At 61.7% G+C, this 24,331-nt stretch carries 21 protein-coding genes; 14 read left to right on the top strand and 7 right to left on the bottom strand.

What is annotated here, in order from left to right; translation table 11 throughout:
- The first annotated feature begins 431 nt into the window (after nt 1-431).
- The 4 genes from AC0L18_RS08410 to AC0L18_RS08425 are packed head-to-tail and all read left to right on the top strand — an operon-like array spanning nt 432 to nt 5,931.
- The gene (locus AC0L18_RS08410) at nt 432-1,193 is read left to right on the top strand and encodes a Tll0287-like domain-containing protein (RefSeq protein ID WP_473491560.1); all 762 of its coding nucleotides are present in this window, start codon (nt 432-434) and stop codon (nt 1,191-1,193) included.
- Nucleotides 1,190-3,922 carry a hybrid sensor histidine kinase/response regulator gene (locus AC0L18_RS08415; protein ID WP_473491562.1) on the top strand — a complete coding sequence of 911 codons (2,733 nt, stop codon included), beginning with the start codon at nt 1,190-1,192 and terminating at the stop codon, nt 3,920-3,922. The genes AC0L18_RS08410 and AC0L18_RS08415 overlap by 4 nt, the downstream gene beginning before the upstream one ends.
- A gap of 49 nt (nt 3,923-3,971) precedes the next feature.
- Complete coding sequence (locus tag AC0L18_RS08420) at nt 3,972-4,343, top strand: response regulator (RefSeq protein ID WP_031255744.1); 372 nt, start codon at nt 3,972-3,974, stop codon at nt 4,341-4,343.
- A 25-nt stretch (nt 4,344-4,368) separates the two neighbouring features.
- Nucleotides 4,369-5,931, top strand: coding sequence for an adenylate/guanylate cyclase domain-containing protein (locus tag AC0L18_RS08425; RefSeq protein WP_473491564.1), 1,563 nt, complete (start codon nt 4,369-4,371; stop codon nt 5,929-5,931).
- 511 nt (nt 5,932-6,442) lie between these two features.
- Here AC0L18_RS08425 and AC0L18_RS08430 read toward each other — a convergent pair.
- The gene (locus tag AC0L18_RS08430; RefSeq protein ID WP_473491566.1) at nt 6,443-6,886 is read right to left on the bottom strand and encodes a PPC domain-containing DNA-binding protein; all 444 of its coding nucleotides are present in this window, start codon (nt 6,884-6,886) and stop codon (nt 6,443-6,445) included.
- A 282-nt stretch (nt 6,887-7,168) separates the two neighbouring features.
- Between AC0L18_RS08430 and AC0L18_RS08435 the strand changes: the two genes are divergently transcribed.
- Nucleotides 7,169-7,927, top strand: coding sequence for a TIGR02587 family membrane protein (locus AC0L18_RS08435; protein WP_473491567.1), 759 nt, complete (start codon nt 7,169-7,171; stop codon nt 7,925-7,927).
- Entirely contained in the window at nt 7,924-8,364 is a 441-nt protein-coding gene (locus tag AC0L18_RS08440; protein ID WP_473491568.1) for a TIGR02588 family protein, read from the top strand. Before AC0L18_RS08435 ends, AC0L18_RS08440 begins: the two co-directional genes overlap by 4 nt.
- Before the next feature lie 162 nt (nt 8,365-8,526).
- Here the strand turns inward: AC0L18_RS08440 and AC0L18_RS08445 are convergent, their stop codons facing one another.
- The gene (locus AC0L18_RS08445) at nt 8,527-10,239 is read right to left on the bottom strand and encodes an HAD family hydrolase (RefSeq protein ID WP_473491570.1); all 1,713 of its coding nucleotides are present in this window, start codon (nt 10,237-10,239) and stop codon (nt 8,527-8,529) included.
- A gap of 88 nt (nt 10,240-10,327) precedes the next feature.
- Nucleotides 10,328-11,299, bottom strand: a complete 972-nt coding sequence (locus AC0L18_RS08450) for an SDR family oxidoreductase (RefSeq protein ID WP_473491571.1) — start codon at nt 11,297-11,299, stop codon at nt 10,328-10,330.
- A gap of 279 nt (nt 11,300-11,578) precedes the next feature.
- On the opposite strand from AC0L18_RS08450, the gene AC0L18_RS08455 reads away from it, so the two are divergent.
- Nucleotides 11,579-13,111 carry an FAD-dependent oxidoreductase gene (locus AC0L18_RS08455; protein ID WP_473491573.1) on the top strand — a complete coding sequence of 511 codons (1,533 nt, stop codon included), beginning with the start codon at nt 11,579-11,581 and terminating at the stop codon, nt 13,109-13,111.
- A 39-nt stretch (nt 13,112-13,150) separates the two neighbouring features.
- On the opposite strand, the gene AC0L18_RS08460 is transcribed toward AC0L18_RS08455, so the two are convergent.
- The 4 genes from AC0L18_RS08460 to AC0L18_RS08475 form a co-directional block, all read right to left on the bottom strand.
- Complete coding sequence (locus AC0L18_RS08460) at nt 13,151-13,921, bottom strand: TIGR01458 family HAD-type hydrolase (protein WP_473491575.1); 771 nt, start codon at nt 13,919-13,921, stop codon at nt 13,151-13,153.
- Nucleotides 13,922-14,018: 97 nt separating this feature from the next.
- Complete coding sequence (locus tag AC0L18_RS08465) at nt 14,019-14,972, bottom strand: dihydrodipicolinate synthase family protein (protein ID WP_473491576.1); 954 nt, start codon at nt 14,970-14,972, stop codon at nt 14,019-14,021.
- Nucleotides 14,962-15,957 (bottom strand): Gfo/Idh/MocA family protein, encoded by a 996-nt coding sequence (locus AC0L18_RS08470; RefSeq protein ID WP_473491577.1) that lies wholly within the window; start codon nt 15,955-15,957, stop codon nt 14,962-14,964. The genes AC0L18_RS08465 and AC0L18_RS08470 overlap by 11 nt, the downstream gene beginning before the upstream one ends.
- Nucleotides 15,954-16,925 (bottom strand): Gfo/Idh/MocA family protein, encoded by a 972-nt coding sequence (locus tag AC0L18_RS08475; RefSeq protein WP_473491579.1) that lies wholly within the window; start codon nt 16,923-16,925, stop codon nt 15,954-15,956. Before AC0L18_RS08475 ends, AC0L18_RS08470 begins: the two co-directional genes overlap by 4 nt.
- Nucleotides 16,926-17,035: 110 nt before the next feature.
- On the opposite strand from AC0L18_RS08475, the gene AC0L18_RS08480 reads away from it, so the two are divergent.
- The 7 genes from AC0L18_RS08480 (at nt 17,036) to AC0L18_RS08510 (ending at nt 24,274) form a co-directional block, all read left to right on the top strand.
- Complete coding sequence (locus tag AC0L18_RS08480) at nt 17,036-17,785, top strand: FadR/GntR family transcriptional regulator (RefSeq protein WP_473491581.1); 750 nt, start codon at nt 17,036-17,038, stop codon at nt 17,783-17,785.
- Between the two features lie 40 nt (nt 17,786-17,825).
- Complete coding sequence (locus AC0L18_RS08485) at nt 17,826-19,412, top strand: ABC transporter substrate-binding protein (protein ID WP_236371914.1); 1,587 nt, start codon at nt 17,826-17,828, stop codon at nt 19,410-19,412.
- A gap of 82 nt (nt 19,413-19,494) precedes the next feature.
- Entirely contained in the window at nt 19,495-20,454 is a 960-nt protein-coding gene (locus AC0L18_RS08490; protein WP_473491582.1) for an ABC transporter permease, read from the top strand.
- Nucleotides 20,454-21,356, top strand: a complete 903-nt coding sequence (locus AC0L18_RS08495; protein WP_473491584.1) for an ABC transporter permease — start codon at nt 20,454-20,456, stop codon at nt 21,354-21,356. The genes AC0L18_RS08490 and AC0L18_RS08495 overlap by 1 nt, the downstream gene beginning before the upstream one ends.
- A 19-nt stretch (nt 21,357-21,375) precedes the next feature.
- A complete protein-coding gene (locus tag AC0L18_RS08500; RefSeq protein WP_236371909.1) occupies nt 21,376-22,293 on the top strand; it encodes a dihydrodipicolinate synthase family protein in 918 nt (305 codons plus the stop codon).
- 2 nt (nt 22,294-22,295) lie between these two features.
- Nucleotides 22,296-23,303 carry an ABC transporter ATP-binding protein gene (locus tag AC0L18_RS08505; protein WP_473491585.1) on the top strand — a complete coding sequence of 336 codons (1,008 nt, stop codon included), beginning with the start codon at nt 22,296-22,298 and terminating at the stop codon, nt 23,301-23,303.
- Between the two features lie 2 nt (nt 23,304-23,305).
- Complete coding sequence (locus tag AC0L18_RS08510; RefSeq protein ID WP_473491587.1) at nt 23,306-24,274, top strand: ABC transporter ATP-binding protein; 969 nt, start codon at nt 23,306-23,308, stop codon at nt 24,272-24,274.
- Nucleotides 24,275-24,331: the final 57 nt, after the last annotated feature.

Consider the following 24,331-nt stretch of genomic DNA (forward strand, 5'->3'; position numbering starts at 1 on the left):
CGTAACATAGTTCTGTTTCCTTTCAGCGATGATGGTTCATCAAGCGATCAAGATGACATGCATAGGTTGTGCCGGCCGACAACATAAGGCCAGAACCATCATCTTCTTCTACAAACAATTGCTATGCTAAGTTTACGGTGCGTGAGGTTGCGCTCGAACACAACGAATATATATTTCAAAGCTAATTTTCTAGCTTTAGCAAGCTATATTTTAACGGCAAGCTTGACAAATCCACCGCTAACCTCTCGGTGCTCCACCCAGGGTGGTCAAGAGACGTTCGGCAAAAGCGGGTTTGCGGGCCAGGGCCGCTTCGGAGCGGCGGCGGATGCTTCGTTCCTTCTCTCACCGCTTGCGCATGGGCGTTTGTCGCTACGCAATCGGCCTGCGTTGTGCTATACTTTTTGTTTGGCTTCCTTCGACGGGATGGAGAGATGTTCGCCCTGTCAACCTTGACGCGGAGAAGCATTGGCGTTGCTCTTGTCGGTTGCGCTTTCCTCGCGTCGGCTGCCATGGGAGCGGGAGATACTGAAGATGTCGCGATGGGAATCCGACTTGCGGAATTGCTTCGCGCGGGGCGAAGCGTTGTCTCCAACTATCAGACACTAATCAATGATCCAGCACTTGGCGACAAGCACCTCGACAGCGAGCGGTTTGCGAGGGAGGCCATCGCCGTTTACTCAAAAAACACCGGCCAGAACCCGTTTTCCGGCGAATTGACCAATCGCGACCGGCGTCTGCTTGAGGCCCAGATTGGGGCTATGCGGGAGGTGGTGGACGAGCAGCAAGATGACATCAACCGCGCTGGGATCGGGTTCAAAGGCTTCGTGCCGGCCGTTTTCGCGCGTCTGTTGAATGAGAAATTCGCTGCCAAGGTTGGCAACGAAGCTCTGGTGCGCGTGACAGCGCCCGAGCAACTCGTGCGCAACCGCAAATCTCTTCCGGACGCTTGGGAAGCCAGCATCATCGTAAGCGTCTTTTCAGATCCGAAGAGAGCAAAGGGCGAAGCCTACACGGATGTGACCGAGGTGGAGGGACGCCCGGCATTTCGAATGCTCCTGCCCGAATACTATACGGAGTCGTGCCTTTCCTGCCACGGCGAGCCGAAGGGCGAGATCGACATAACTGGATATCCCAAGGAGGGCGGAAAAGCCGGCGATTTGGGGGGCGCAATCAGCATCGTCTTGTTCAAATGAGCGTCCTGGAACAGACACCCCACGAGGTGGAAGCCATACCGGCGCCGTCGAAATCCCTGGGACGTCGCCTTGCCAGTCTGCCGATCGCGGCCCGCGTAGCTGCACTGACAGCGGCCGGCCTCATTAGTCTCATCGTATCTTCCATCCTTCTCACGCAGGCGCTTTATCGCAGTGCAGACCGCACCGCAGACACTAAGGCATTGTTCGATCTCGCGGCGAATGCGGCTGCGGCGCACGTGACCTTCGGCGAATTGCGATACTGGCTCACCGATTTGTCGGTCAGCTTGCTAATGAACTCCCAGCGGAATGCCGAGCAGGCGCGTGAGCGACTGCTGAACCAACTGGACGGCCTTTCGAAATCATCCCCCGATGCAGTGAGGGAAATCCGTGTCGAGATCGATGACTATGTCAAAAGGGCACTAGAGGCGGCGGACAGCTATACTCAGGATAACCGCATCATTGGAAACGCTCTCCTGGCGGAGGCGCGAACCCACAGCACGAATGTCGATGCCGCCCTTAACGAACTTGTCGAGGAAGTGAGCGCCGAGGCAGAAGCTGCTCGCAACGAGGCTGTAAGGCTAGCCCAGAAAACCGCGACTACCGCTGCCATTCTGGTGGTCATCGTGCTGTTGATTGGGTCGCTTCTTACAATCCTTGTTCTTCGCTCGATCATTGGCCCGTTACGGCGGCTGAACCGGGTCATCGGCGAACTGACGCAAGGACGCTACGATATTGAAATACCGATTGAGGGAGGCGACGAACTCGGCGCAATGTCGCGGACGCTTCGACTTTTTCGCGCGGGCGCGATTGAAAAGAAACGACTGGAAGACGAGGCGGAGCAGCAAAGACGGACGATCGGAGCGGCGCTTGAGGCAATTTCTGACGGATTTGTCCTATTCGATCCGCAGGACAGGGTCATCCTGGCCAACAGCAAATTTTGCGAATTCTTCCCTGACCATGCGCGAGCTTCTCTTCCTGGGCAAAGCTTTCAAGAAATCTTGGAGCAACGCCTGGCGGGCGGGCAAGTCGACCTTGCGGGCGCGTCGCCGGAGGAGTGGATTGCCCAGCGGTTACACATCCACAAGGACCCGGCGGGCTTCGTCTGTGAGGATCGCTTCGGCGACAGATGGGTTCGCGTAAGCAGGCGAAAAACGCCTGACGGCGGCGCGGTCGCCGTTTACACCGACATCACGGAATTGAAACAGAGACAAGACGAACTCGAGCGCGCCAAGAGCCGTGCTGAATCGACGAATGAAGCCAAGAGCCGCTTCGTCGCATCCGTCAGCCACGAACTGCGTACGCCGCTGAACGCGATTATTGGCTACAGCGAGATGCTGATCGAAGATGCGAGCGACCAGCACATGGTGGAATTCGTTCCGGAACTGGAGAAGATCGCCGCGGCTGGTCGCCATCTCCTGGCGCTCATCAACGACATCCTCGACTTGTCAAAGATCGAGGCGAACAAGATGGAAATTTTCTTGGAAACGTTCGTCGTCGCCGATTTGATGCGCGACGTCCAGGCCACAGTCGCGCCTCTGATGGCGAAAAACCGAAACGGTTTCGTACTGGACCTCGACGACGACCTCGGGAAAATGCATTCGGATCAGACGAAGTTGCGTCAGAACCTGTTTAACCTGCTCAGCAACGCCGCCAAGTTTACCGAAGGGGGTCGTGTAACACTCACGGTGCGTCGCGACAGACGACCAAGGGGCGATTGGCTGATATTCAAAGTGTCCGACACCGGGATCGGGATGACGCCGGAGCAGCAGGAACGGCTCTTCGACGCTTTCACGCAGGCGGACGCATCCACCACTCGCAACTATGGCGGAACGGGGCTTGGCCTCAGCATAACCCGGAGTTTTAGCCGAATGATCGGAGGCGTTGTAAAGGTCGAGAGCGAACTCGGAAAAGGCTCGACCTTCACAATGGAGATTCCAGCCGAGTTCAAAAAAGAATCTGGCGAGCAACACCCCTCCGAAGCTGTGCCGTTGCCGCCACGAGACAAGGCGGTTCTGATCATAGATGATGAACCAGCCGCCCGAACCGTCATCGCCAGGGCCTTGGCGGAGGCGGGATTGGCATCGTTCGAAGCAGCAAGCGGCGAGGAAGGAATAGCCGCTGCTCGAGCGCATCGCCCCGCGGCGATCATTCTCGACATCATCATGCCGCATCAGGACGGCTGGTCAGTGCTGCGATCTCTGAAGAACGATAGGGAGCTTTGCGAGATTCCTGTGATCCTTGCGACGATACTTGCAGATCGCGAACTCGGCCTCTCACTCGGGGCGGTTGAATACCTGACGAAGCCGATCGACACCGAGAAGCTGATTCAAACAATTGAGGCTTGCGGCGGTGGCAACCGCGATGTGCTTGTAATTGATGACGACCAAGCCTCCCGCGATTTCCTTCGGCGTATCCTGATCAAGAAGGATTGGCGGGTTCACGAGGCAAGCGACGGCGCGCGCGGACTTGGCCTGATGAAACGGTTGTTGCCGCGCCTGGTGGTGCTTGATCTGCTGATGCCCGAAATGGACGGGTTTCAGACATTGAGTGAGATGCAGCAGACGCCCGAACTGCAGAACATTCCGGTGGTCGTAGTTACCTCGAAAGATCTGTCGATGAACGAGCTCGAATGGCTCCGCGATAGGGCGGTTGCCGTTGTGACCAAGGGCGCGAACAGCAGGTCTCAATTGGTCAAGGCGCTCGAACGCCAGATTTCCGCGGCCGAGTAGGTTGGCCCGGCATCTCAGTTCGTTGACCCATCGTTAGAAGAGGCCGAAGATGACGAGAATCCTTCTGGTGGAAGACAACGAAATGAATCGCGACATGCTCTCGCGGCGGTTGTCGCGGCGTGGGTTCGAAGTGCTTATTGCGGAAAACGGACAATCCGGCGTGGAACTAACCATTTCGGAAAGACCGGATCTGATCCTTATGGATATGAGCCTGCCCGTGATGGACGGATGGGAGGCGACACGGCGGATCAAGGCTGATCCGGCCACCTCGGGGATCCCTATAATCGCGCTTTCTGCGCATGCTATGACCAGCGATCGGGAATTGGCGCTTGAGGCCGGCTGCGATGACTACGACAGCAAGCCGGTGGACCTGCCGAGGCTTGTCCAGAAAATCGAACAATTGCTTGCCGCAAATCCGTGAGCCGCCGAGTCGGCGGATTGGAGACATGACTGCCAACGAGTTCCAACGCCACGCAATAGCCGCCCATCTGGCGCAGCGGCTTGCTGGACCGGCACGGGCAATCTCGGGATTTCAGGAACTGCTGCTAGAACAGGTGCAGAACCATAGTCTGGTGCACATCACTCCAGATCTTGAGAGGGTCGGCGCCGCTGCCCGGCAATTGAACAGCCTCATCGACAGCTTGATCCATGGCAAAGCCGACTGTCCGGACCATGCAGGGCGCGAGATCGAGGCGAAACTGCGCCACGATTTGCGAACACCACTCAACGCGATTATCGGCTACTCCGAAATGATCCTTGAAGAAGCCGAAGAATTGCACGAACACGCATTGGACGAAGATGTCAGGGTGATGCTCGCGGCTGCGGCCGAGCTGTTGGCGCATGTCGATGCAATTGCCGGCCTATCGCGCGCCAGCGACAACGAAGCGCTGTGGACGACGGATCAGGCAGAGATCGATGCAGCAGGGCTTGAAAGGGCGCTCGGCAAGACGGAGCACGATGCATTCTCAGGACGCAGCGGTAGAATACTTGTCGTCGACGACATCGGCAGTAACCGCGATCTTCTCTCGCGCCGCTTGCTGCACGACGGTCATCAGGTAGTCACTGCCGAGTCAGGCCTGTCCGCGCTGACCCGCCTTGCGGAATATGAATTCGACCTTGTTCTGTTGGACATACTGATGCCGGACATCAACGGCATCGAGGTGCTCTCGCGATTGAAAGCTGAGCGCCGGTGGCGGCACATCCCGGTCATTATGATCTCGGGGCTGAACGAAGTCGACGCCGTGGTCCGCTGCATCGAGGCGGGAGCCGACGACTACTTGCTTAAACCATTCAATCCGGTCCTGTTGCGCGCCCGGATCAACTCCAGTCTGGAGAAAAAGCGTTGGCGCGACCGCGAGCACCAGTATCTTCAGCGGATAGAGGCGGAAAAGCGGCGGGCCGACTCGCTTCTACATGCCGTCCTGCCCGGTCAAATCGTTGCGCGGCTGCAAGGGGGCGAGGAGATCATTGCGGACCGGTTCGAGGAAGTGACCATCCTTTTTGCCGATATTGTCGGATTCTCGCCTATCGCAGCGAAATTGCCGGCATCCGACCTTATCAAGCGCCTCGACCGGATGTTCAGCATGTTCGACGCGCTGGCGGAGAAGCATTCCGTGGAGAAGATCAAGACAATCGGAGACGCGTATATGGCCGCTTGTGGTCTTCCGGAGCCGGCGGCCGATCACGCCGACAGGACCGTGGCGCTGGGAAAGTCCATGCTGGACTCGTTGAGGCTCTTGGCGTCGGGCAGCGATAGTTTTCGCGTCCGAATCGGCGTACACACCGGACCGGTGATCGCCGGTCTGATCGGCCGACATCGGTTCGTCTATGATGTCTGGGGCGAAACCGTGAACATCGCAAGCCGGCTCGAATCCCAGGGCGTAGCCGACCGCATGCAAATCTCGGAGGCAACCAGACGCGCTTTGCACGACTCTTGGGAGCTAGAACCGCGCTGCACTGTGGAACTGAGAGGCGTCGGCACGATGGAAACCTATCTCGTTCGACACTGATGTCTGATTTCCTCAAAGCGACGCGTAAGCGAGTAGCTTACGGCACCGGCGTTGAGAGGCTATCACTACCATAGGCATTCGCGAATCGAAGAGCAGATTAACCAGCGTCCGTGTCATCATCAGCATGACTGGGTTAGGCTCGGCGGACTTGGCTACCACCACCCGTCCCATCCATATCGAATTTAGGTCATGGGTTGCTGGCGAGACTGGAGGCCTATGTCGAGACGGGCTTTCTGTGCTTCCGCCGCATCTCCAAGCGGAAGTTCATCCATCTGTGATGGTCGAGAATAACGCCAGAGCTATCGCGACACGGGTGCTGATCTATGTGGCACCATACGTCCGGAACGTGTCCGAAGACGCGACCTCCATAGCGATGGCCGCGCAAGTCCGATTATGGCGCTCTCTGCTCGTTCAGGAGGCTAAACGAACTACGGCTTCCCACCCAACGCGGTTGTCTAACCTCGGGGACCAAGCGTCAGGTTTTCACCACTAGCCTGATCCGCGCTTGGCTTCAGGCATCCAGATCGATCAAGGCGATGCCGAGTTCCGGGCGCTTTCTGCGGCGCAGATGACCAGGCGTTTCCACCAAAGTGACTTCGAGTGTCGGCCGAACGATGCCATCGAGCAGATGTCCGCCCCGCGTGCTGCCGTCGCGCAATCCGAGCACCGCGTGGACATGAAGGCTGGGCCTGCCGTCGTCGCCGATCGCAACGTCGCCGATCGCGCTGAGCACCTCGCACTGTTCCAGCACCGGGATTTTCCGATAAGTTTTTTCCTCGATGTCGAACCAGCCGACAGTCGCCTTTTCGAAGGCGCCGAGCGCGGTCAGCGAGGCGCCGCCAATATCGTGATCGACAGCGAAAGATGTGAGCGCCGCGAACGCTTCCTCGCCGGGATCAAGCACCACAACGAACGTCCTTTGTCCGGCGCTTTCGGCGACGAGCTGCGATTTCATGATTTCACTCCAGACGCTGTGTGGCTTTGGGTTGTCATTCGATCGAGAGGTTGAACGGAAAGCTGGCTCGCGAGTTCCCAACAGGTTTGGCTTGGCTTTGAACATCGCAGCGCCGTTCGGCTGTGGCGAAGATGCAGCGGTCCGGAACAAGATTGTCCAGGAAACATTGTTCCCACAGGCTATCTCTGAGGAGCGGACGTGGCGCCAACCGAGATCATCGTCAGGCATGCGCTAACGCCGCGTGAGTTCTGGATTGGTCTTGGCCGTGCCTTTGCCGGAGCGTTGATCTTCGCCGCCCCGGTGCTGATGACCATGGAGGCCTGGGCGCTGGGCTTTCACCTTCACCCACTGCGGCTCGCCCTGTTCCTCGCTGTCACTTTGCCAATGCTGGTGCTGCTGCACAAGTACGGAGGCTTTCGCGACACGGTGGCGCTGCGCGACCGCATCGCCGATGCTTTTGTGGCGATACTTGTGGCCGCTGTGGCGGCTACGGCGGTGTTGTTTATTTTCGGCATCGTGACCGCCGAAATGCCGCTGCGGGAGGTGATTGGCAAAATTGCGGTGCAGATTGTCCCAGGCAGTCTCGGGGCATCCTTGGCACGCGCTCAGCTCGGCCCGAGTTTGTTGGAGGAGGAGGACATTCCCGAGCCCGGCTACACCGGAGAGCTGTTCCTGATGGTGGTCGGAGCGCTATTTCTATCGGTGAACATCGCACCGACGGAAGAGGTCGTCCTCATCGCCTACAAGATGGAGCCCTGGCAGGAAATCGCCCTGGTGGTGGTCACCCTCGCTCTCATGCACGCCTTCGTCTATGAGTTCGAATTCCGCGGCTCGCACAGTCCCGAGCCAGGCGCTGGATTCGTCAGCATCTTCTTTCGCTATGCGATCGTCGGCTATGTCCTGGTGATGCTTGTGAACCTCTACATCTTGTGGACCTTCGGCAGGACCGATGGCGTCGGCTTTTCGGAGACACTCAGTGCAGTCGTGGTTCTGTCGTTTCCTGGCGCGCTCGGGGCGGCGGTTGCGAGGCTCATTCTGTGACAAGGAACCCCGCAAAAGGCGACAAGCAACAGAGGTCCAACAACAAAGCAAAGACACGCAAACCCGGGACTTCGGTCACGGAGTGGGTCGTGGCGGGCATAAGCTCCGTAATCCTGCTTGCCGTGCTCGGTTATCTTGTCGTCGATGGCGTGAGCACGCGCGATGGGACCGCCCGGATCGTTGTGCTGCCGCTTGGCGTCGCGGTCACCGAGGGGGGCTACGTGGTCGAGTTCGCCGCTGCAAACAGGGCGGGGAAATCAGTTGCTGCTGTCGAGATCAAAGGTGAGCTCCGCAACGGCGATGAGGTCGTCGAGGATAGCAGCGCTACGCTCGACTATGTCCCACAGAATTCCCAACGGAAGGGCGCGTTGATCTTTCGTCGCGATCCCGAGGCCTATGACCTGCGCCTCTTTGCCATTGGATATACTGAACCCTGACCAGTCAAAACGCCATGGATGAAAGGGAACTCGGAGTGGATGACGCGGTCAACCGGCCACTGCTTCGCCCTGCTGTAAAAGCGACATGGCTGCAGAGAACCAACACGGCCGGTGCCTCCGAGAATGATGTGCGTGGGCGATCCTTTCGCACCCTATTCCTCTCTATTCCTCCGGGGCGGTGGCAGGAGCCGTATAACGGCGACGCACCGCATCCAGAACGTGCTTACGGCTTTCCTGCGCCGAGAGCATTTCGTCCTTTTCCGCCTCGGCGGTCTCGCGCGCCAGATCCTTGTCCCTGATCTGTCGGCGAAACCATTGGGAATAGTCGCCGGCGCGCAGGTGATGCTCCCAGGTTCTGTCGTCGATGCCCTCGGCAATCTGAGCGAAGATCATCAGGTTGTGGGCCCGGAGGTTCATCGCGTTGTCGGGACCTCTGAAATAGAAGCTGCCGGCCTCGTCGAGTTGACCTTCTGCATATTTGCGGCTGTGACGCTTGAGAGACTGGCGCGGCTCGATCGCTTTGACCATGGCAATTTTCTTGCGGGCTTGCGGCCGCCAGAACAGCACACGCTCGCCTTTTGGCGAGGGAATATCCTTTGGCGGCTTGGTGTCCGTCTCCTGACAAAAGGCCTTGATGACATTCTTGGCCTTGGGACCGAGCGCAATGACGGCAGTGACCAGACGCAGGGCGTCGGTCGAGATCGCTTCCGGATGAACGGTGATCAGGACAGTGCCCGGCAATTCCAACGATAGGATGGCGCGCGTGTCGTCGCGCCTCTTGGGCAGAAGATGATGCGCCTCGTCGATGACCAGCCAATGCGGCCGCGCCGTGCGGTAGCGGAAATTGCCAAGACCGGGGAGCAGCTCGGCAAAGAAGTCTGGCCGCTCATTGACCCGCAACGCCAGCCCGTTGACGACCACATTGGTGTCGGGCTTTTCGATCAGGTCGAGCACTTGTGCCTTTGTCGGTTCGCTTGAGCCATCGCCTACCCGGACGGCGCCTTCGAGGCCATCATAGTCGCCTTCCGGATCGAAAACGCAGAATTGAAATCCGTTCTCGACGAAGCGTTCCGTCAGCGCGGTGGCCAAGGTGGATTTGCCGATGCCGGAGCTTCCGGCGATCAGAACCGTGTCGGTCGGCGTCAGATAGACTTCGTCGCCGCCGACCGAACCGAGAAGGATGCCGTCACGGCCTTTTCGGACAAATTCCCGATCACGCTTTACCAGCTTTTCGATCAGTTCCTCGACGCCCTTTCCACGTGCGCCGCGCGTTACAAGATCCGCTGTATCCTTGACCGCCGCAAGGGCGTTCTCGACAGCGACGCTGCAGCCGCAGGCCCGCAGGAACGCGTGATCGTTTTCAGCATCGCCAATACCGACCACATTGTGTGGCGACAGCTTGAGGTCCTCAAGTGCGGCTGCCAGCCCGGCTGCCTTGTTGATGCCGGTGGGCAGCACCATCACCGCGCCCTTGTTGAAGATGATTTCCAGCTCCAGCCCGAGTTCCTTGATGACCTCAAGAACTGTTGCCTGGTGTGGTTCCCAGGTCGCGACGATCGACCGTCCGACTGAAAGCGGCTTGACGCCGCGTTTCTTCAAACTGGCGACAAATTTCGGTGCCGGTGCCGGTGAGATCGCACGTTCTTCCTCGCTGGCAGGCGTGTAGATCAACGCCCCATTTTCGGCGACGACCTTGTCGAACACGCCGAGTTCGGGAAAAACCCGCTTGAGGTCGGGCAGTTCGCGGCCAGTGACGAGGATGAGCTTGCGGCCACTTTTCTTGAACCGTTCGAGGGCTGCAAGCGTCTTTTCGACTACGATCCCATCATGCGCCAGCGTGCCGTCATAGTCCGTCGCCAAGGCAATGAAATACATCTGTCGACCACTTCATATCTGAGATCGCCGCTACCTCCGCCCCAGGCGAGAGGTCCACGATGATCGAGGCAGTGCGGGCGACACGTTCTCAGTAGCCGCCGATGATCGGCAATATCTCGCCGGTGATGTAGCTTGAACAATGCGGCGAGGCGAGGAACACATAGGCCGGCGCGATTTCCTCCGGTTGCGCCGGCCGTTTCATCGGCGTGTCTGCGCCAAATTTCGAGACGTCGCCGGCTTGCTTGTCGGAGGGGTTGAGCGGGGTCCACACCGGGCCTGGCGCCACGCAGTTCACCCGAATTCCCTTCTCGATGAGGTTTCCGGACAGCGCGCGCGTGAAGGCATGAATGCCGCCCTTGGTCATCGAATAGTCGACCAGCTGCTTCGAGCCCTCGATGCCGGTTATGGAGCCGCTGTTGATGATCGCCGAACCAGGCTTCATATGCGGAACGGCCTCCTGCGCCATGTGGAAATAGCCGTAGAGGTTGGTCTTCAGCGTCGTGTCGAAATGCTCCTCGGTCAGCTCACTAAAGTCGCTGGAATGGACCTGGAAAGCGGCGTTGTTGACCAGCACGTCGATCCGGCCAAATTCCTTCACCACCTTAGTCACAGCCTTGTGGCAGTGGTCGCGTTCGCTGACGTCGGCCTTGACCAGCGTGCAGCGCCGGCCCTCGGCTTCGACGGCCCTCTTCGTTTCTTCAGCATCCTTGTCCTCGCACAGATAGAGGATCGCCACATCGGCGCCTTCGCGCGCAAAGAGCACGGCCACGGCTCGGCCGATGCCGGAATCGCCGCCGGTGATGACGGCCACTTTGCCGTCCAGCTTTTTTGATCCGATATAGAATGGCGCGTCGTAAAGCGGCGCCGGCTCTATCGCCCATTCATGCCCTGGCTTCGGCTGGTGCTGCTCGGGAAAGGGCGGCTCGGGATATTTGCGTGCTCCGGCCTGCATGGCGCCTTGTTGCTTGCCGTTGCCCTTCGTTTTGTCCTTGGCGTCGATGCCGCGCTGGATGTGGCGTTGCTTGGCGGCCTCGCCGGCGATTTCCGATTTCATCTGCATGGCTGTCTCCTTGGCTTGGAGAACGAACAACGCATGTCCGGCGAAAAAGTTTACGCGACGGCGTCATTCCTTCGGCAGCAAATCCAAACGCCAGGAAATCGACGGCGTGTACTGCGCAACTGGCAACGAATGACGCGGCCGGACGTTTGGGCACAAGCGGTGTCCGAGAACCTGAAGGCGCGCTGGCCAAGCAGAAGGTATTCCGAGACTGGTGACCTGACGATTTCCCGCTTCTCGGCCGTACAGGCGATCTTCTGGATCGCGCCAAGGGAGAGGAAAATGGCTGAAGATCATGCCAAACCAACCGGGCCGGATCTGGTCGAGGGTATCGCGTTATCCGATCTTGCCGACGGCGGAAAGCTTCTCGGCCATTGCGGCGATGAGCCGGTGCTGCTGGTGCGCCGCGGGGCCGAGATCTTCGCCATCGGCGCGACATGCACACATTATGGCGGGCCGCTCGTCGACGGTCTTGTGGCGGAAGACACCGTCCGGTGTCCCTGGCATCACGCGTGTTTTGATTTGCGTACAGGCGAGGCCTTGCGCGCCCCTGCTTTCAGTCCACTCGCGTGCTGGTCGGTGGAACAACGTGATGATCGGATAGTCGTGGGCGAGAAACGCAAGCGGACGGTGTCCAAGCCGCGCCCTGGCGGTTCCAGCCAGGCTCCCGAAAAAATCGTCATTGTCGGTGGCGGCGCCGCAGGTTTCGCGGCGGCAGAAACACTGCGGCGCGAACATTATCAAGGCAGCATTGTCATGCTCAGCAACGACGAAGCGCCGCCGGTTGATCGGCCCAATCTTTCCAAGGACTACCTCGCCGGCAAAGCACCGGAGGATTGGATTCCGCTGCGCCGAGAAAGCTTCTATTCGAAGAACGGCATCGACCTGCGCCTCAATGCGGATGTCGCCAGCATCGATACGCGTTCTGGCGAGGTTGTGCTCGCGGACGGGGCGCGGACTGCCTACGACAGGCTACTCCTGGCGACCGGAGCCGAACCGGTTCGCCTGACCATACAAGGCGCCGACCAGCCACATGTTCACACGCTGCGCTCGTTCGCAGACTGCAAGGCGATCATCGAGCGAGCCACGACTGCGCGCCGCGCCGTCGTGCTTGGCGCCAGTTTCATTGGCCTGGAGGTTGCCGCGGCGCTGCGGTCGCGCTCGATCGAAGTTCATGTCGTGGCGCCGGAAAAACGGCCCATGGAACGGATCATGGGTCTGCAAATGGCCGACTTCATCCGCGCCCTGCATGAGGAGAATGGTGTCGTATTCCATCTCGAGGACACTGCGAGCAGCATCGACGCCAGCGAGGTGAAACTCAGCGGTGGCGGTACGTTGGCGGCGGATCTCGTCGTCGCCGGCATCGGCGTGCGACCGCGGACAGAGCTTGCCGAAACGGCGGGGCTCACCCTTGACCGCGGTGTCGTCGTAAACGCCTTTTTGGAGACGAGCGCACCAGGCATCTTCGCGGCCGGCGACATTGCGCGGTGGCCGGATCCTCACAGTGGCGAGAACATTCGGGTCGAGCATTGGGTGGTTGCCGAGCGGCAGGGGCAAACCGCGGCCCTCAACATGCTCGGCCATCGCCAGAAGTTCCTCGCCGTGCCGTTCTTCTGGAGCCAGCACTACGATGTTCCCATCAACTATGTCGGCCATGCCGTGCAATGGGACGAGATCGCGATCGATGGCGACATCGTTGCCAGGGATTGCCTGCTCCGCTTCAAGCGTGAAGGGCGCACGCTGGCTGTCGCTTCGATCTTCCGCGACATCGAAAGTCTGGGGGCCGAGGTGGAAATGGAGCGCCAGACGACCTAGCCCGGATATCTCGAGCGAAGCGCACGCTGTACGGCCGGTTCAGTCCCGGCGCGCAAGGATCCAGTCGGTCGCCGCCGCGAGATCGGCGACGGTTGCGGTCGGGCGCGGATCAAACCGTTTCTCGTCGCCGTGCCGGTATTTGCCGGTCCGCACCAGCAAGGCGCCCGACAGTCCGGCGCTTAGCGCGCCAGCTATGTCGGCCTCGGCGTCGTCGCCGACCATGATCGCCTGGTCTGGCGCACAGTCCATGCTTGCCAGCGCCGAGAGAAAGAATGCCGGCGAGGGCTTGCCGAGAACGGTTGCGCGTTTCAGCGAGGCAAATTCCAATGCCGTGACGAATGGCCCTGCATCGAGGCTGAGCTCGCCGTCGGCATCCCGAAACGTCCGGTTGGTGGCAAGGGCCAGCAATTCGGCCCCAGCGCTCAGCTCGCGGAACGCGTCATTCAATGCCGCATAGGTGAAGGCGTCTCCGGCATCGCCGACGATGACGGCGCGCTTGTCGCGATCCGGCAGTTCGCAAAAGTCCGGCGCAAGGCCGGGGTGAATCAGCAAATATGGCTCACGGCCCTTGCGAAGCAGCCATTCGCGAGCGGCGTGCGCCGGGGTGAAAACATCTGCCTTGCTAACGGTGAGCCCCATCGCCTGCAGACGTTCGAGGACCCTCTGTTTCGACGAGCGCGTGGTATTGCTTATGAAGCGTATGGCCAAGCCGGCCTGGCGCAAACGCGTGACGGCGTCGATCCCGCCTGGTATGGCGGTCTCGCCATCATAGATGACGCCTGCGAGGTCCAGCAGTACACCTCTTGTCATCGGTCCAGCATGACCACGAGTCCGCCAGGCGTCAAATCCCGAACAGGCCATGGTTGTTCCTTTGGATCAGCGGGGCAGGGCGCGCGATTAACGACCCTCACTGCCACCATGCGGGAAAGGCCGTTCGTGCGGCTTGGGCCAGCGTCGCGATCGCCTCGTCGGGGACCGAGCTGTAAGGCCAGAGCAGTCGCGGGCCAAGCGGCGCCCAGCCGCCGGCCGCGGCCATCGCTTTGTCGAGCGCCGCATCGCTGACGTCATAGCGAGCGCGAAAAGGCAGTACGTGGGTGGCGAGAAAGGCCTGGATGCGCGTCTCGACCTCGGCAGCGGCCGCCGCGTCGGTGCGGATCGTCTGCCACCACATTACCGCGCCCTTGGGGTTAAGGCAGGCGACGTTGGAGTAGCTGCCGTGCGCTCCCTGGGCAAATCCGGTCGCCAGCGTATGGCCGGGCACGAAGACCGAAAATCCCGGCAGTTCGCGGCGCATGTCGGCGTACCAGCCGGGGTCGCCGCCCGGCAGCTTGGCGCCGACCAGCGACGGCACCGCTGCACGCAGCCTGGCGATGGCTTCGAGCGTCAGGCGGCGCTTGGCATGCGGTGGATTGTAGAGCACCAGCGGCATGTCGGGCGCGGCCTCGCACAGGCCGCCGACGAAGCGCATGACCTCGCCGTCGCTGGGCGGCCACCAGTCGGGCAAGGTGAATTGCACCGCCGCCGGGCGAAGCGCCGACACCCGCATCAGCCGCTCGCGTGCGACGCGCGGATTGGACTGGCTGATGCCGATCTGGAAGGGCAGGCGCGCGCGGCCGGCAATCGCGGCCATCAGGGCGCAAAGCCGGTCGAACTCGGGCTCGGTCTGGCAGTGGAATTCGCAGGCCGTGCCATTGGAATAGATGCCGTCGACGCCTGATGCGCAGAGCCGGGCGATCGTTTCCTCCGTCGTTTCCCAGTCGATGGCCCCGCGACCGTCGATGGCCAGCATCACCGCGCCCCAGACGCCGCGCGGCACGTGTGCGGGCAAGTGGCTCAGGTGGTCGTCGAACTCAGGGCGCATCGGCGATCTCGTGCTCGCGGCGCGTTTCGTTCGACGCAAAGGCGGCCTCGATGATGGCGATGATCTTGCGGCCATAGGCGCCGTGGACCGGCACCGGCTTGTCGTCGGCAATGGCATCGCGCATCGCGCTCCATTCGCGCGCCAGCGCGGCATGCATCCAGTTCGGCTCGAACGAGCCGGGCAGGTCGGTCCAGGCCTTGTCGCGGCCAAGCATCGTGCCGCGGTCCATGTCGATGCGCAGCGTTGCCTGCTCGCAGACCAGGTCCATGGCGTAGCCGGCCGCCCCATTGCGATAGCCGACGCTCTGCACCTGGCCGAGCCCGCCGCCGGCGAAGCGCAGTCCGAGCAGGGCGGTGTCGTCGGCTTCCTGGTCATGGGACATGGCGCCAAGCATGGCGCTCACCGACACGACGTCGTCATCCATGAGCCAGACGAGGCGGTCGAGCGCATGGATGCCGGCCGTCAACAGCATGCCGCCGCCGGTGGCCTTGCGCAGATGCCAGTCGCGGCGATTGTGCTCCATCCACAGCTTGATGATCCAGCTCGATCCGACGAGCGGCCGGCCGAGCGTTCCTTGCTCAAGCATTTGCCTGGCCGCCATGCAAGGCAGCGCGAAATGCATGAGATGGGCGACCATCAGCTTGACGCCAGCGGCGGCCACGGCGGCGTTGATCGCATCGCAGGCCGCCGCCGTCGGCGCCATCGGTTTTTCCAGCATGACGTGCTTGCCGGCGTTCGCCGCGCCGATCGCCATTTCGGCATGTAGATGGTGAGGACTGGCGATGAGGACAGCGTCGACTTCCTTGTCGTCGAGCAGCTTGCGCCAGTCGGTGTAGCCGCGACCACCATGTTCGCTGGTGAAGGCGGCCAGGGCATCGTTATTCCCGCGGCACGATGCGACGAGATGCAGGCCCTGCACCTGCTTGATTGCCCTTGCATGGGCGGCGCCGAAATCGCCCGCTCCGATAATGCCTATTCCAATCATCGTCCTGCCTTTTCATACGCGGCGTCGATCAGCGACATCGCCGCAACATAGTCATCGATCGAAGTCGCCGGCGGCGCTTTTCGAACCAGCCGGTCGAGCGTGTCGCTCATGCACAGGCGGTAGCGCGTCGCCGGTAATTCGATCGGCAATTCGATGATAGCGCCATCGTCGAGGGTCGCACAGAAGGCGCGCTCGCCATAGTCGATGACGGTCGCATTCTCACTAACGATACGCCATTCAAAATCGCCGCCGGGGCGCATCGAAGCAAAAGTGTACCCGGCCTCGACGACGAACAATGCTCCGGCAGCGTCTTCCAGTACAAGCAGCGCATGGTCCTCGACCGGGGCACGGTGAATGCGGTTCTCGATCGAAACGGTTTTTAGCCTGAGTGCGCCGGTTGCCAGGCCGAGCGCGGCGTCAACGCCGTGTATGCCGAGGTTCCTCAGCGCGCCGCCGCCACCGATCGCCGGATCCATCACCCAGGCGACGCCGTCGGCGGCATAGCGCTGCGGCGGGCCATTGACCAACCGGAACTGGCAATGCGCAACCGCACCGGCGCGGCCTTGGCTGCGCAACCGTTCAAAGGCAGTGGCGGCCGGCCCAAAGCGGTTGGGCAGGGGAACGCTGACAAAGGCCTGGTGCTGCCTCGCCAACTCGCTGAGCGCGGCCAACGCTGCGGTGCTGCTGGCCGCCGGCTTTTCCAGGATCAGCGGTATGCCGGCTTCGATGACGGCACGCGCCCGCGCCGGCACCGCCGAAGGGTGTCCCATCAGCAGGATCGCGTCCGGCGGGCTGGAGAGGATTTTCGCAAAGTCGGCGATGAACGGCAAATGCTGGCGCGTCGCGAAGGCGCGCGCATGCTGCGCGTCCTCATCCCAGATGCCGGCAATCTCGGCGCCGCAAAAACGTGCAGCGTCGAGATGCATTTCGGCGTGCCAATGGCTTGAGCCGGCCAGGACGACTTTCATTCAGCGTGTAATCCTCTTGCTTGCAGGATATCCTACAAGTCGCTATGCTACAAGCATCGACCGCTTTGCGACGCGCCATCGGCCGCAATTGCAGCGGCGCTGGGAGAAAAATGCCGGAACCCAAGTTGAGCTCGGAACCCAAGTTGAACCCGGACCAAAAATCGATCGAACCGCTGGCCCGACCGCCGCTGCTTCACGTCAGCGTGCAGGAGAGCCTGAGGAAATATATCCAGAGCAACCAGCTCAAGGCGGGGGACCCCTTGCCTCCGGAGACCTTCCTGGCGCAGCGGCTCGCCGTCGGCCGCAACTCGGTGCGCGAAGCGATCAAGGCACTGGAGTCGATCGGCATTCTGGAGACGCGTCGCGGCATTGGCGTGTTCGTCAAGGAATTCTCGTTCAAGCCGTTGCTGGATAATCTGGCATACGGCCTGCAGGATTCGCTGCGCGACGTCGAGGAACTGCGCGAGATCCGCCGTGTCCTTGAAACCGGCCTGATCGCAAAAACCATCGAGATGATCAGCGCCGAAGACATCGCCGCGCTGCGCCAGCTGACCGAAAGCATGCGGCGGCGCGCCGAGCGCCAGGAGAGCTTTGCCGAAGAGGACCAGCAATTCCATCAGTTGCTGTTCCGCTGCCAGAACAATCACATGTTGAGCGCGCTGATCGACATCTTCTGGGTGGCGTTCAACAAGGCCTCGAATTTCACCAGCCTCGACAATCCGACGCCGCTGGCGACCTGGCGCGACCATCACGAGATCGTCGAGGCGGTCGCCGCCAAGGACGTCGACCGGGCGCGCGAGCGCCTCGACGACCACTACAGGGGTATTCAGCAAGTGATCGCCAAAAACCGGATTACCTGACCCAACGCCGAACTACCTGACAATGCCAAGGGAGGAAACCATGCGCATCAGAACTATAGCTCGTCATCTGGCCATCACCGGGCTGCTGCTCGGCGGCATTAGCCTTGCCACCAGCGTCCAGGCACAGGGCGCCAAGACCATCACCGGAGGCTTCGATGTCGGCCCCGGCGGCTTTCCCAAGAACTTCAATCCGTTGGCTGCGACCGGCGGCTTTACCTGGCTCAGCACCTATTTTGAACCGCTGGTCATCTACAACGCCGAACTGACCGAACTCGAAGGCGATCTGGCCAAGGACTACAAAGTCAGCGACGACAAGCTGACCTACACGTTCAACCTTGCCCAGGAGAGCTGGCACGACGGCAAGCCGTTCACGTCCAAGGACGTCAAGTTCACGCTTGAGCTCGCCAGGAACAAGGCCTCCGGCAGCCTGTTTGCCGCGCGCCTCGGCGACATCGCGTCGGTCGACGCGCCGGACGATCGCACCGTGGTCGTCAAATTGTCGAAGCCCAACGGCTCCTTCCTGTCGATTCTCTCGCAGGTGATGATCCTGCCGGAGCATGCCCTGGCCGCGATGCCGCCGGAAACGCTGGCTACGAGCACCTGGTGGTCCACGACGCCGGTCGGCACCGGCCCCTTCAAGTTCAAGCGCTATGTCAGCGATCAATATGTCGAACTGGCCGCGGATGACGACTATCGCGGCGGCAAGCCGAAGGTCGACGTGCTCATCAACCGATATTTCGAGAGCCCGGCGGCGGCCGTTGCGGCGCTGCGCGCCGGCGAAATCCAGTTCACCTATGTCGAGCCCGACGACGCGGTAACCTTCAAGAGCGACAGCAATTTCAAGGTGATCGAGGGCGCCTCCTATGTGGTCAACTACATCGGCCTCAACCAGAAGGTCGAGCTCTTTAAGGATGTTCGCGTGCGCCAGGCGATCATGTACGCGATCGATCGCAATGCCATCATCGAGAGCCTCTATGGCGGCGCGGCCAAGCCGGCGAATTGCGGCTACGTCGCGCCGCACCTGCTTCCCGAAGGCCTCGAACCCTATGCCTATGATCCGGCCAAAGCCAAGGCTCTGCTTGCCGAGGCCGGCTGGGACAAGATCAACGGCGACAAGCCGATCACCTTGCTGACCTATTACGGCTCGCCGCAAGCCGCCAACGTGATGGCTGCCATCCAGTCGATGCTGGCCGAGGTCGGGATCAATGTGGTGCCGCGCGTCGTCGATACGCCGACTTATAACGGCATCGTCTACAAGGAAGGCACGCCGGACTGGAACGCGTTTGCGATGGTCTATGCCGGCCTGCAGAACGGTCCCAATCCGGCCGGCATCAGCCCGGGTCTCAACAAGTCCCAGATTCCGCCGGCAGGCTTCAACACCATGCGCATCGAGTTCGATGATCTCAGCGCCGCGTTGGACGCTGCGCTCGCCCAGACCGATCCGGCCAAGATCGATCAATCCTGGCAGCAAGTCTGCAAGGTGATGAACAAGGATCTGCCCTGGGCGACATTATGGGTGGCCAACCGCTATGGCGTAGCCTCCAACAAGCTGCGTGACTTTGTCTGGACGCCGGCGCCGGGCGGCGGTCCCTATGCGGCTCACCCGGAACGCTGGGACATCCAGTAAAACGGCTGGCGGGCCATTCCGGCCCGCCAATGATACGGGCCGGCACGATGCCGGCTCCGCTCACCATCGCCACGGACAGCCAATGCTGAGTTTCATTGCCCGCCGCAGCGCTACAGGACTGTTGATGCTGGTCGCCCTGAGCGTCCTCATCTTCATCCTTCTGCGGCTGGCGCCCGGCGATCCGATCGATGCCTATATCAATCCGTCCAGCCCGATGTCGGCTTCCGACCTCGAAGTCCTGCGCGACCGGCTTGGGCTCGACCAGCCGCTTCCCGTGCAATACCTCGCCTGGCTTCGCGCTGCGCTCGGCGGCGACTTCGGCTATTCGATCCAGCGCAGCGGCGTTGGCGTGCTGCCGCTGGTCATGGAGCGCATCGGCCCGACCGCGCTGTTAATGGGCACCGGCCTGGCCATCGCCATCGTGCTCGGCATTTCCGCCGGCATCTTCAGCGCCGTCCGCCGCAACACGCTGCCCGACATCGCGCTGTCGGTGGTTTCCTTCGTCGGCATCTCCAGCCCGGCGTTTCTGACGGCACTTCTGGGACTGTACTTTTTCTCGGTGCTGCTGCGCTGGGCGCCATCAGGCGGCATGCAGACCGCCGGCGCGCCTTTTTCCTTAGCGGACGTGCTCGCGCACCTGGTCCTGCCCGCCTGCCTGCTGTCCATCGGACACGCCGCGCTGATCATGCGCTACATGCGCGCGTCGCTGCTGGAAGTGCTCAACCAGGACTATGTGCGGACCGCACGTGCCAAGGGCGTGCGCGAATTCTGGGTGATCATCAAGCATGCAACCCGCAATGCGCTTTTACCGGTCATCACCCTGATCGGGTCGACGGTCGGCATAGCGATCGGCGGCGCCATCTTCCTCGAAAGCGTGTTCAACTGGCCGGGCATGGGCCTGCTGCTGGTCAACGCCGTCGGCACAAGGGACTACCCGGTGATCATGGGCGCCACTCTGGTAATCGGCATCTGCGTCATTCTGGTCAATCTCCTGACCGATATCGTCTATGCCGTCGTCGACCCGCGCATCCAGGTGTCGTGATGACGATCACCGCACCAGCTCCGACAATCGACCCGACAGCCGGGCCGCAAACCAAGGGGCCGCTTCGCCGCGCGCTCGGCCGGTTCTTTGAAAATCGTGCGGCGCGCGCCGGTCTGCTTATCGTCGTCCCCATTCTGCTGGCGGTCTCGACCTATCCCCTGTGGTGGCCGTTCAGCCCCAACGCCATCGATCTCAGGGCGATCAACAAGGGGCCGTCCGCCATTCATTGGCTAGGCAGCGACGGCGTCGGCCGCGACGTCATGGCCCGGCTGCTGCAAGGCGGACGGATCTCGCTGCTGGTCGCCGTCTGCTCGGTCGCCATCTCGATCGTCATCGGCTTTCTGGTCGGCGCTGTCGCCAGCTTCGGCGGGCGCCTTGTCGACGGCACGGTGATGCGCTTCGTCGACCTCGCCATGACCCTGCCGCCGGTGATCTTCCTGCTCGTGCTCGCTTCGATCGCCGGCACCGGCATCGCGCCGACCATCCTGGTGATCTCGCTGCTCTCCTGGCCGGTGCTGTCGCGCATGGTGCGCGCCCGGCTGCTCGAGCTGCGCGAGCGTGACTTCGTCGTCGCCGCCCGTGGCATGGGGGCGGGGCTGCCGCATCTCCTGTTCCGCCACGGCCTGCCGAACTGCATCGACATTCTTGTCGTCTACGCCACGCTGCAGATCGCCAATGCCATTCTGCTCGAAGCCGGCCTTTCCTTCCTCGGCCTCGGCATCGCACCGCCCGAAGCCAGTTGGGGCAACATGCTCAATCTCGCCCGCTCCACCGTGGTGCTCGAGCAATACCCCTGGCAATGGATGTTTCCCGGCGCCGTACTCGTGCTCACCGTGCTGGCCATCAACTTCATCGGCGATGGCCTGCGCGATGCATTCGACCCTCGTTCCGATCTCAACTGACCTGAAGGTTTTTGAAAAAATGCCCCTGTTTACCGGTGTCGTGCCACCCGTCGTCACCCCACTCCATTCCGATCTCAGTGTCGATTTTGCGTCGTTCACGCGGACCATCGAAAACCTGCTCGACGGCGGCGTTCACGGCCTGTTCGTGCTCGGCTCGACCAGCGAGGTGGTCTTCCATGACGAGGCCGGCCGCCGGGCCATCATCGAGCACGCGGTCAAGGTCAACAATGGCCGCGTTCCGATCTTCGCCGGAGTCATCGACCCGACAACCGATCGCGTCATCAACCACGCCCTGATCGCCAGATCGGCCGGCGCTGACGCAGTCGTGGTCACCGCGCCGTTCTATGCCCGCACCAGCCAGCCCGAGATCGGCGATCACTTCCGCTACATCAAGGACGCAGTCGACATCCCGATCATCGCCTACGACATCCCGGTCTGCGTCCATGTCAAGCTGGAGCGCCAGACCACCGTCGGCCTTGCCAGCGAGGGCGTTATCGCCGGCATCAAGGATTCCAGCGGTGACGACGGCAATCTGCGTTATGTGCTCAAGGACATGGCCAACGACCCGAATTTTTTCGGCATGACCGGGTCCGAGATCCTGGTCGACAGCGTGCTTGCCATGGGCGCGCATGGGGTCGTGCCGGGCCTCGCCAATGTCGACCCGCACGGCTACGTCAGGCTGTGGAACCTGATGCAGGCGGGTCAGCACGCCGAGGCCCGCCTGGAGCAGGAGCGGCTGTTGAAGCTGTTCGAGATCGTCTGGATCTCGCTCGGCAGGACGAGCGCCGGCTCGGCCGGGGTCGGTGCCTTCAAGACCGCGATGAGGAGCCTCGGCATCATCGCCTCCAACACCATGGCGCGGCCGCAACGCAGCCTGAACGACGAGGAAGCCGCAAAGGTCGACATCATCCTTCGCGACGTCGGCTTGCTGCGCTGACCGTGGACGCTCCGATCCTCTCGATTTCCGGTCTGCGGGCGGTGTTCCGTATCGCCGGACGCGACATCGCCGCCGTGCAGGACGTCGACCTGGTGATAGGTTCGGGCGAGACGGTTGCGCTGGTCGGCGAGTCGGGATCGGGCAAGTCGGTCACCAGCCTGTCGATCATCGGCCTGCTGCCGAAGAAGGTCGGACGCATTGCCGAGGGCTCGATCGCGTTGCGGCGCAGGGACGGCACGGTCACCGAACTGACCGGCCTCGATCCCGAGTCGCTGCGCAAGGTGCGCGGCAACGACATCGGCATGGTGTTCCAGGAGCCGATGACCAGCCTCAATCCGGTCTACAGCATCGGCGAACAGATCGCCGAGCCGATCCGCATCCATCTCGGCAGATCGCACCGTGATGCGGCCACTGATGCCGTGCGGCTGCTGGCTCAGGTCGGAATTCCCGACCCTGGTCGGCGGGCGCGGCAATACCCGCATGAGCTGTCGGGAGGGATGCGCCAGCGCGCCACCATCGCCATGGCCTTGTCGTGCGATCCGACCTTGTTGATCGCCGACGAGCCGACCACCGCCCTCGACGTCACCATCCAGGCCCAGATTCTCGACCTGCTGGCCGCGCTGCAGGCGCAACGCGGCATGGGCATTCTGTTCGTCACGCACAATCTCGGCGTCGTTGCCGAGATCGCCGACCGGGTCGCGGTGATGTATGCCGGGCGCATCGTGGAATCGGGTCCGGTGAGCGAGGTGTTCAACCGTCCGCGTCATCCCTACACCGCCGGGCTGATGCGTTCGGTGCCGCGGCTTGGCCAAGCCACTACGCTCAAGGCAGCAGGAACGCCGCTGCCGACCATCGCCGGCAATGTTCCATCGCTTGCCTTGCTGCCCAAGGGCTGCTCTTTCGCGCCGCGTTGCGCCTTGGCTGTCGATGCCTGCCGCACTGCTGTACCGCCATTGTTCGCGGCGACGTCGACCCAGCAAAGCCGCTGTTTGCGCTGGGAGGATCTCTGACAGTGGACGCTCCCTTCCTTTCAGTCAGGAACCTGACCAAGCATTTTGCGCCGACGGCGTTCTCGCGCGGTCCTGTCGTCAGGGCGCTGGACGATATTTCCTTCGACATCGCGCGCGGCCAGGTGGTCGGCCTCGTCGGCGAATCCGGGTCTGGCAAGACCACGATCGGCCGCTCGGTGCTGCGTCTCATCGAGCCGACGACCGGCGAAATAAGGTTTGACGGCGTCGATATCACCAAGCTGAGCGCCGGGCCGCTGGCCCGCCAGCGCCGCAAGATGCAGTATATTTTCCAGGATCCGTTCGCCAGCCTGTCGCCGCGCATGAGCATCGGTCAGATCCTGACCGAAGGCCTCGATATTCAGGGCATCGGCAGCAGACGCGAGCGGCGGGCGAAGGCTGAGAAGGCGCTTGCTGCTGTTGAGTTGCCAGTCGATGCCTATGATCGCTACGCCCACGAATTTTCGGGCGGGCAGCGCCAGCGCATTGGTATCGCCCGGGCGCTTACGCTCGAACCCGAATTCATCGTCGCCGACGAGCCGGTCTCTGCCCTCGATGTCTCCATTCAGGCGCAGATCATCAATCTTTTGCGCGACCTGCAGGTCCGGCTCGGCCTAACCATGCTGTTCATTTCGCATGACCTGGCCGTCGTCGAATATATCTGCGACACGGTGATAGTTCTCTACCTCGGCCGCATCATGGAAGTCGCGCCTGCTGCCGCGCTCTATGCCCGGCCGCAGCATCCCTATACGCGCGCGCTGCTCTCGGCCATTCCGTCGCTCGACCCGCTGGCCAGGCAAGGCCGGCAGGTGCTGAAGGGCGACATTCCAAGCCCGGCAAATCCGCCGACCGGGTGTGTTTTCCGAACCCGCTGCCCGGTTGCCCTCGACGCTTGCGCCGGCATCGTCCCGCCATTACGGGCAACAACGTCCGATGGCCATTTGAAGGCCTGCATTCGCGACGACATCGCTTGAGACAAGACCCGACAACGCGATTCTCCGAAGGAAGGCGAAGAACCGGCCGCCAGCTTG

It is taken from the genome of Mesorhizobium sp. WSM4819 (assembly GCF_055811215.1).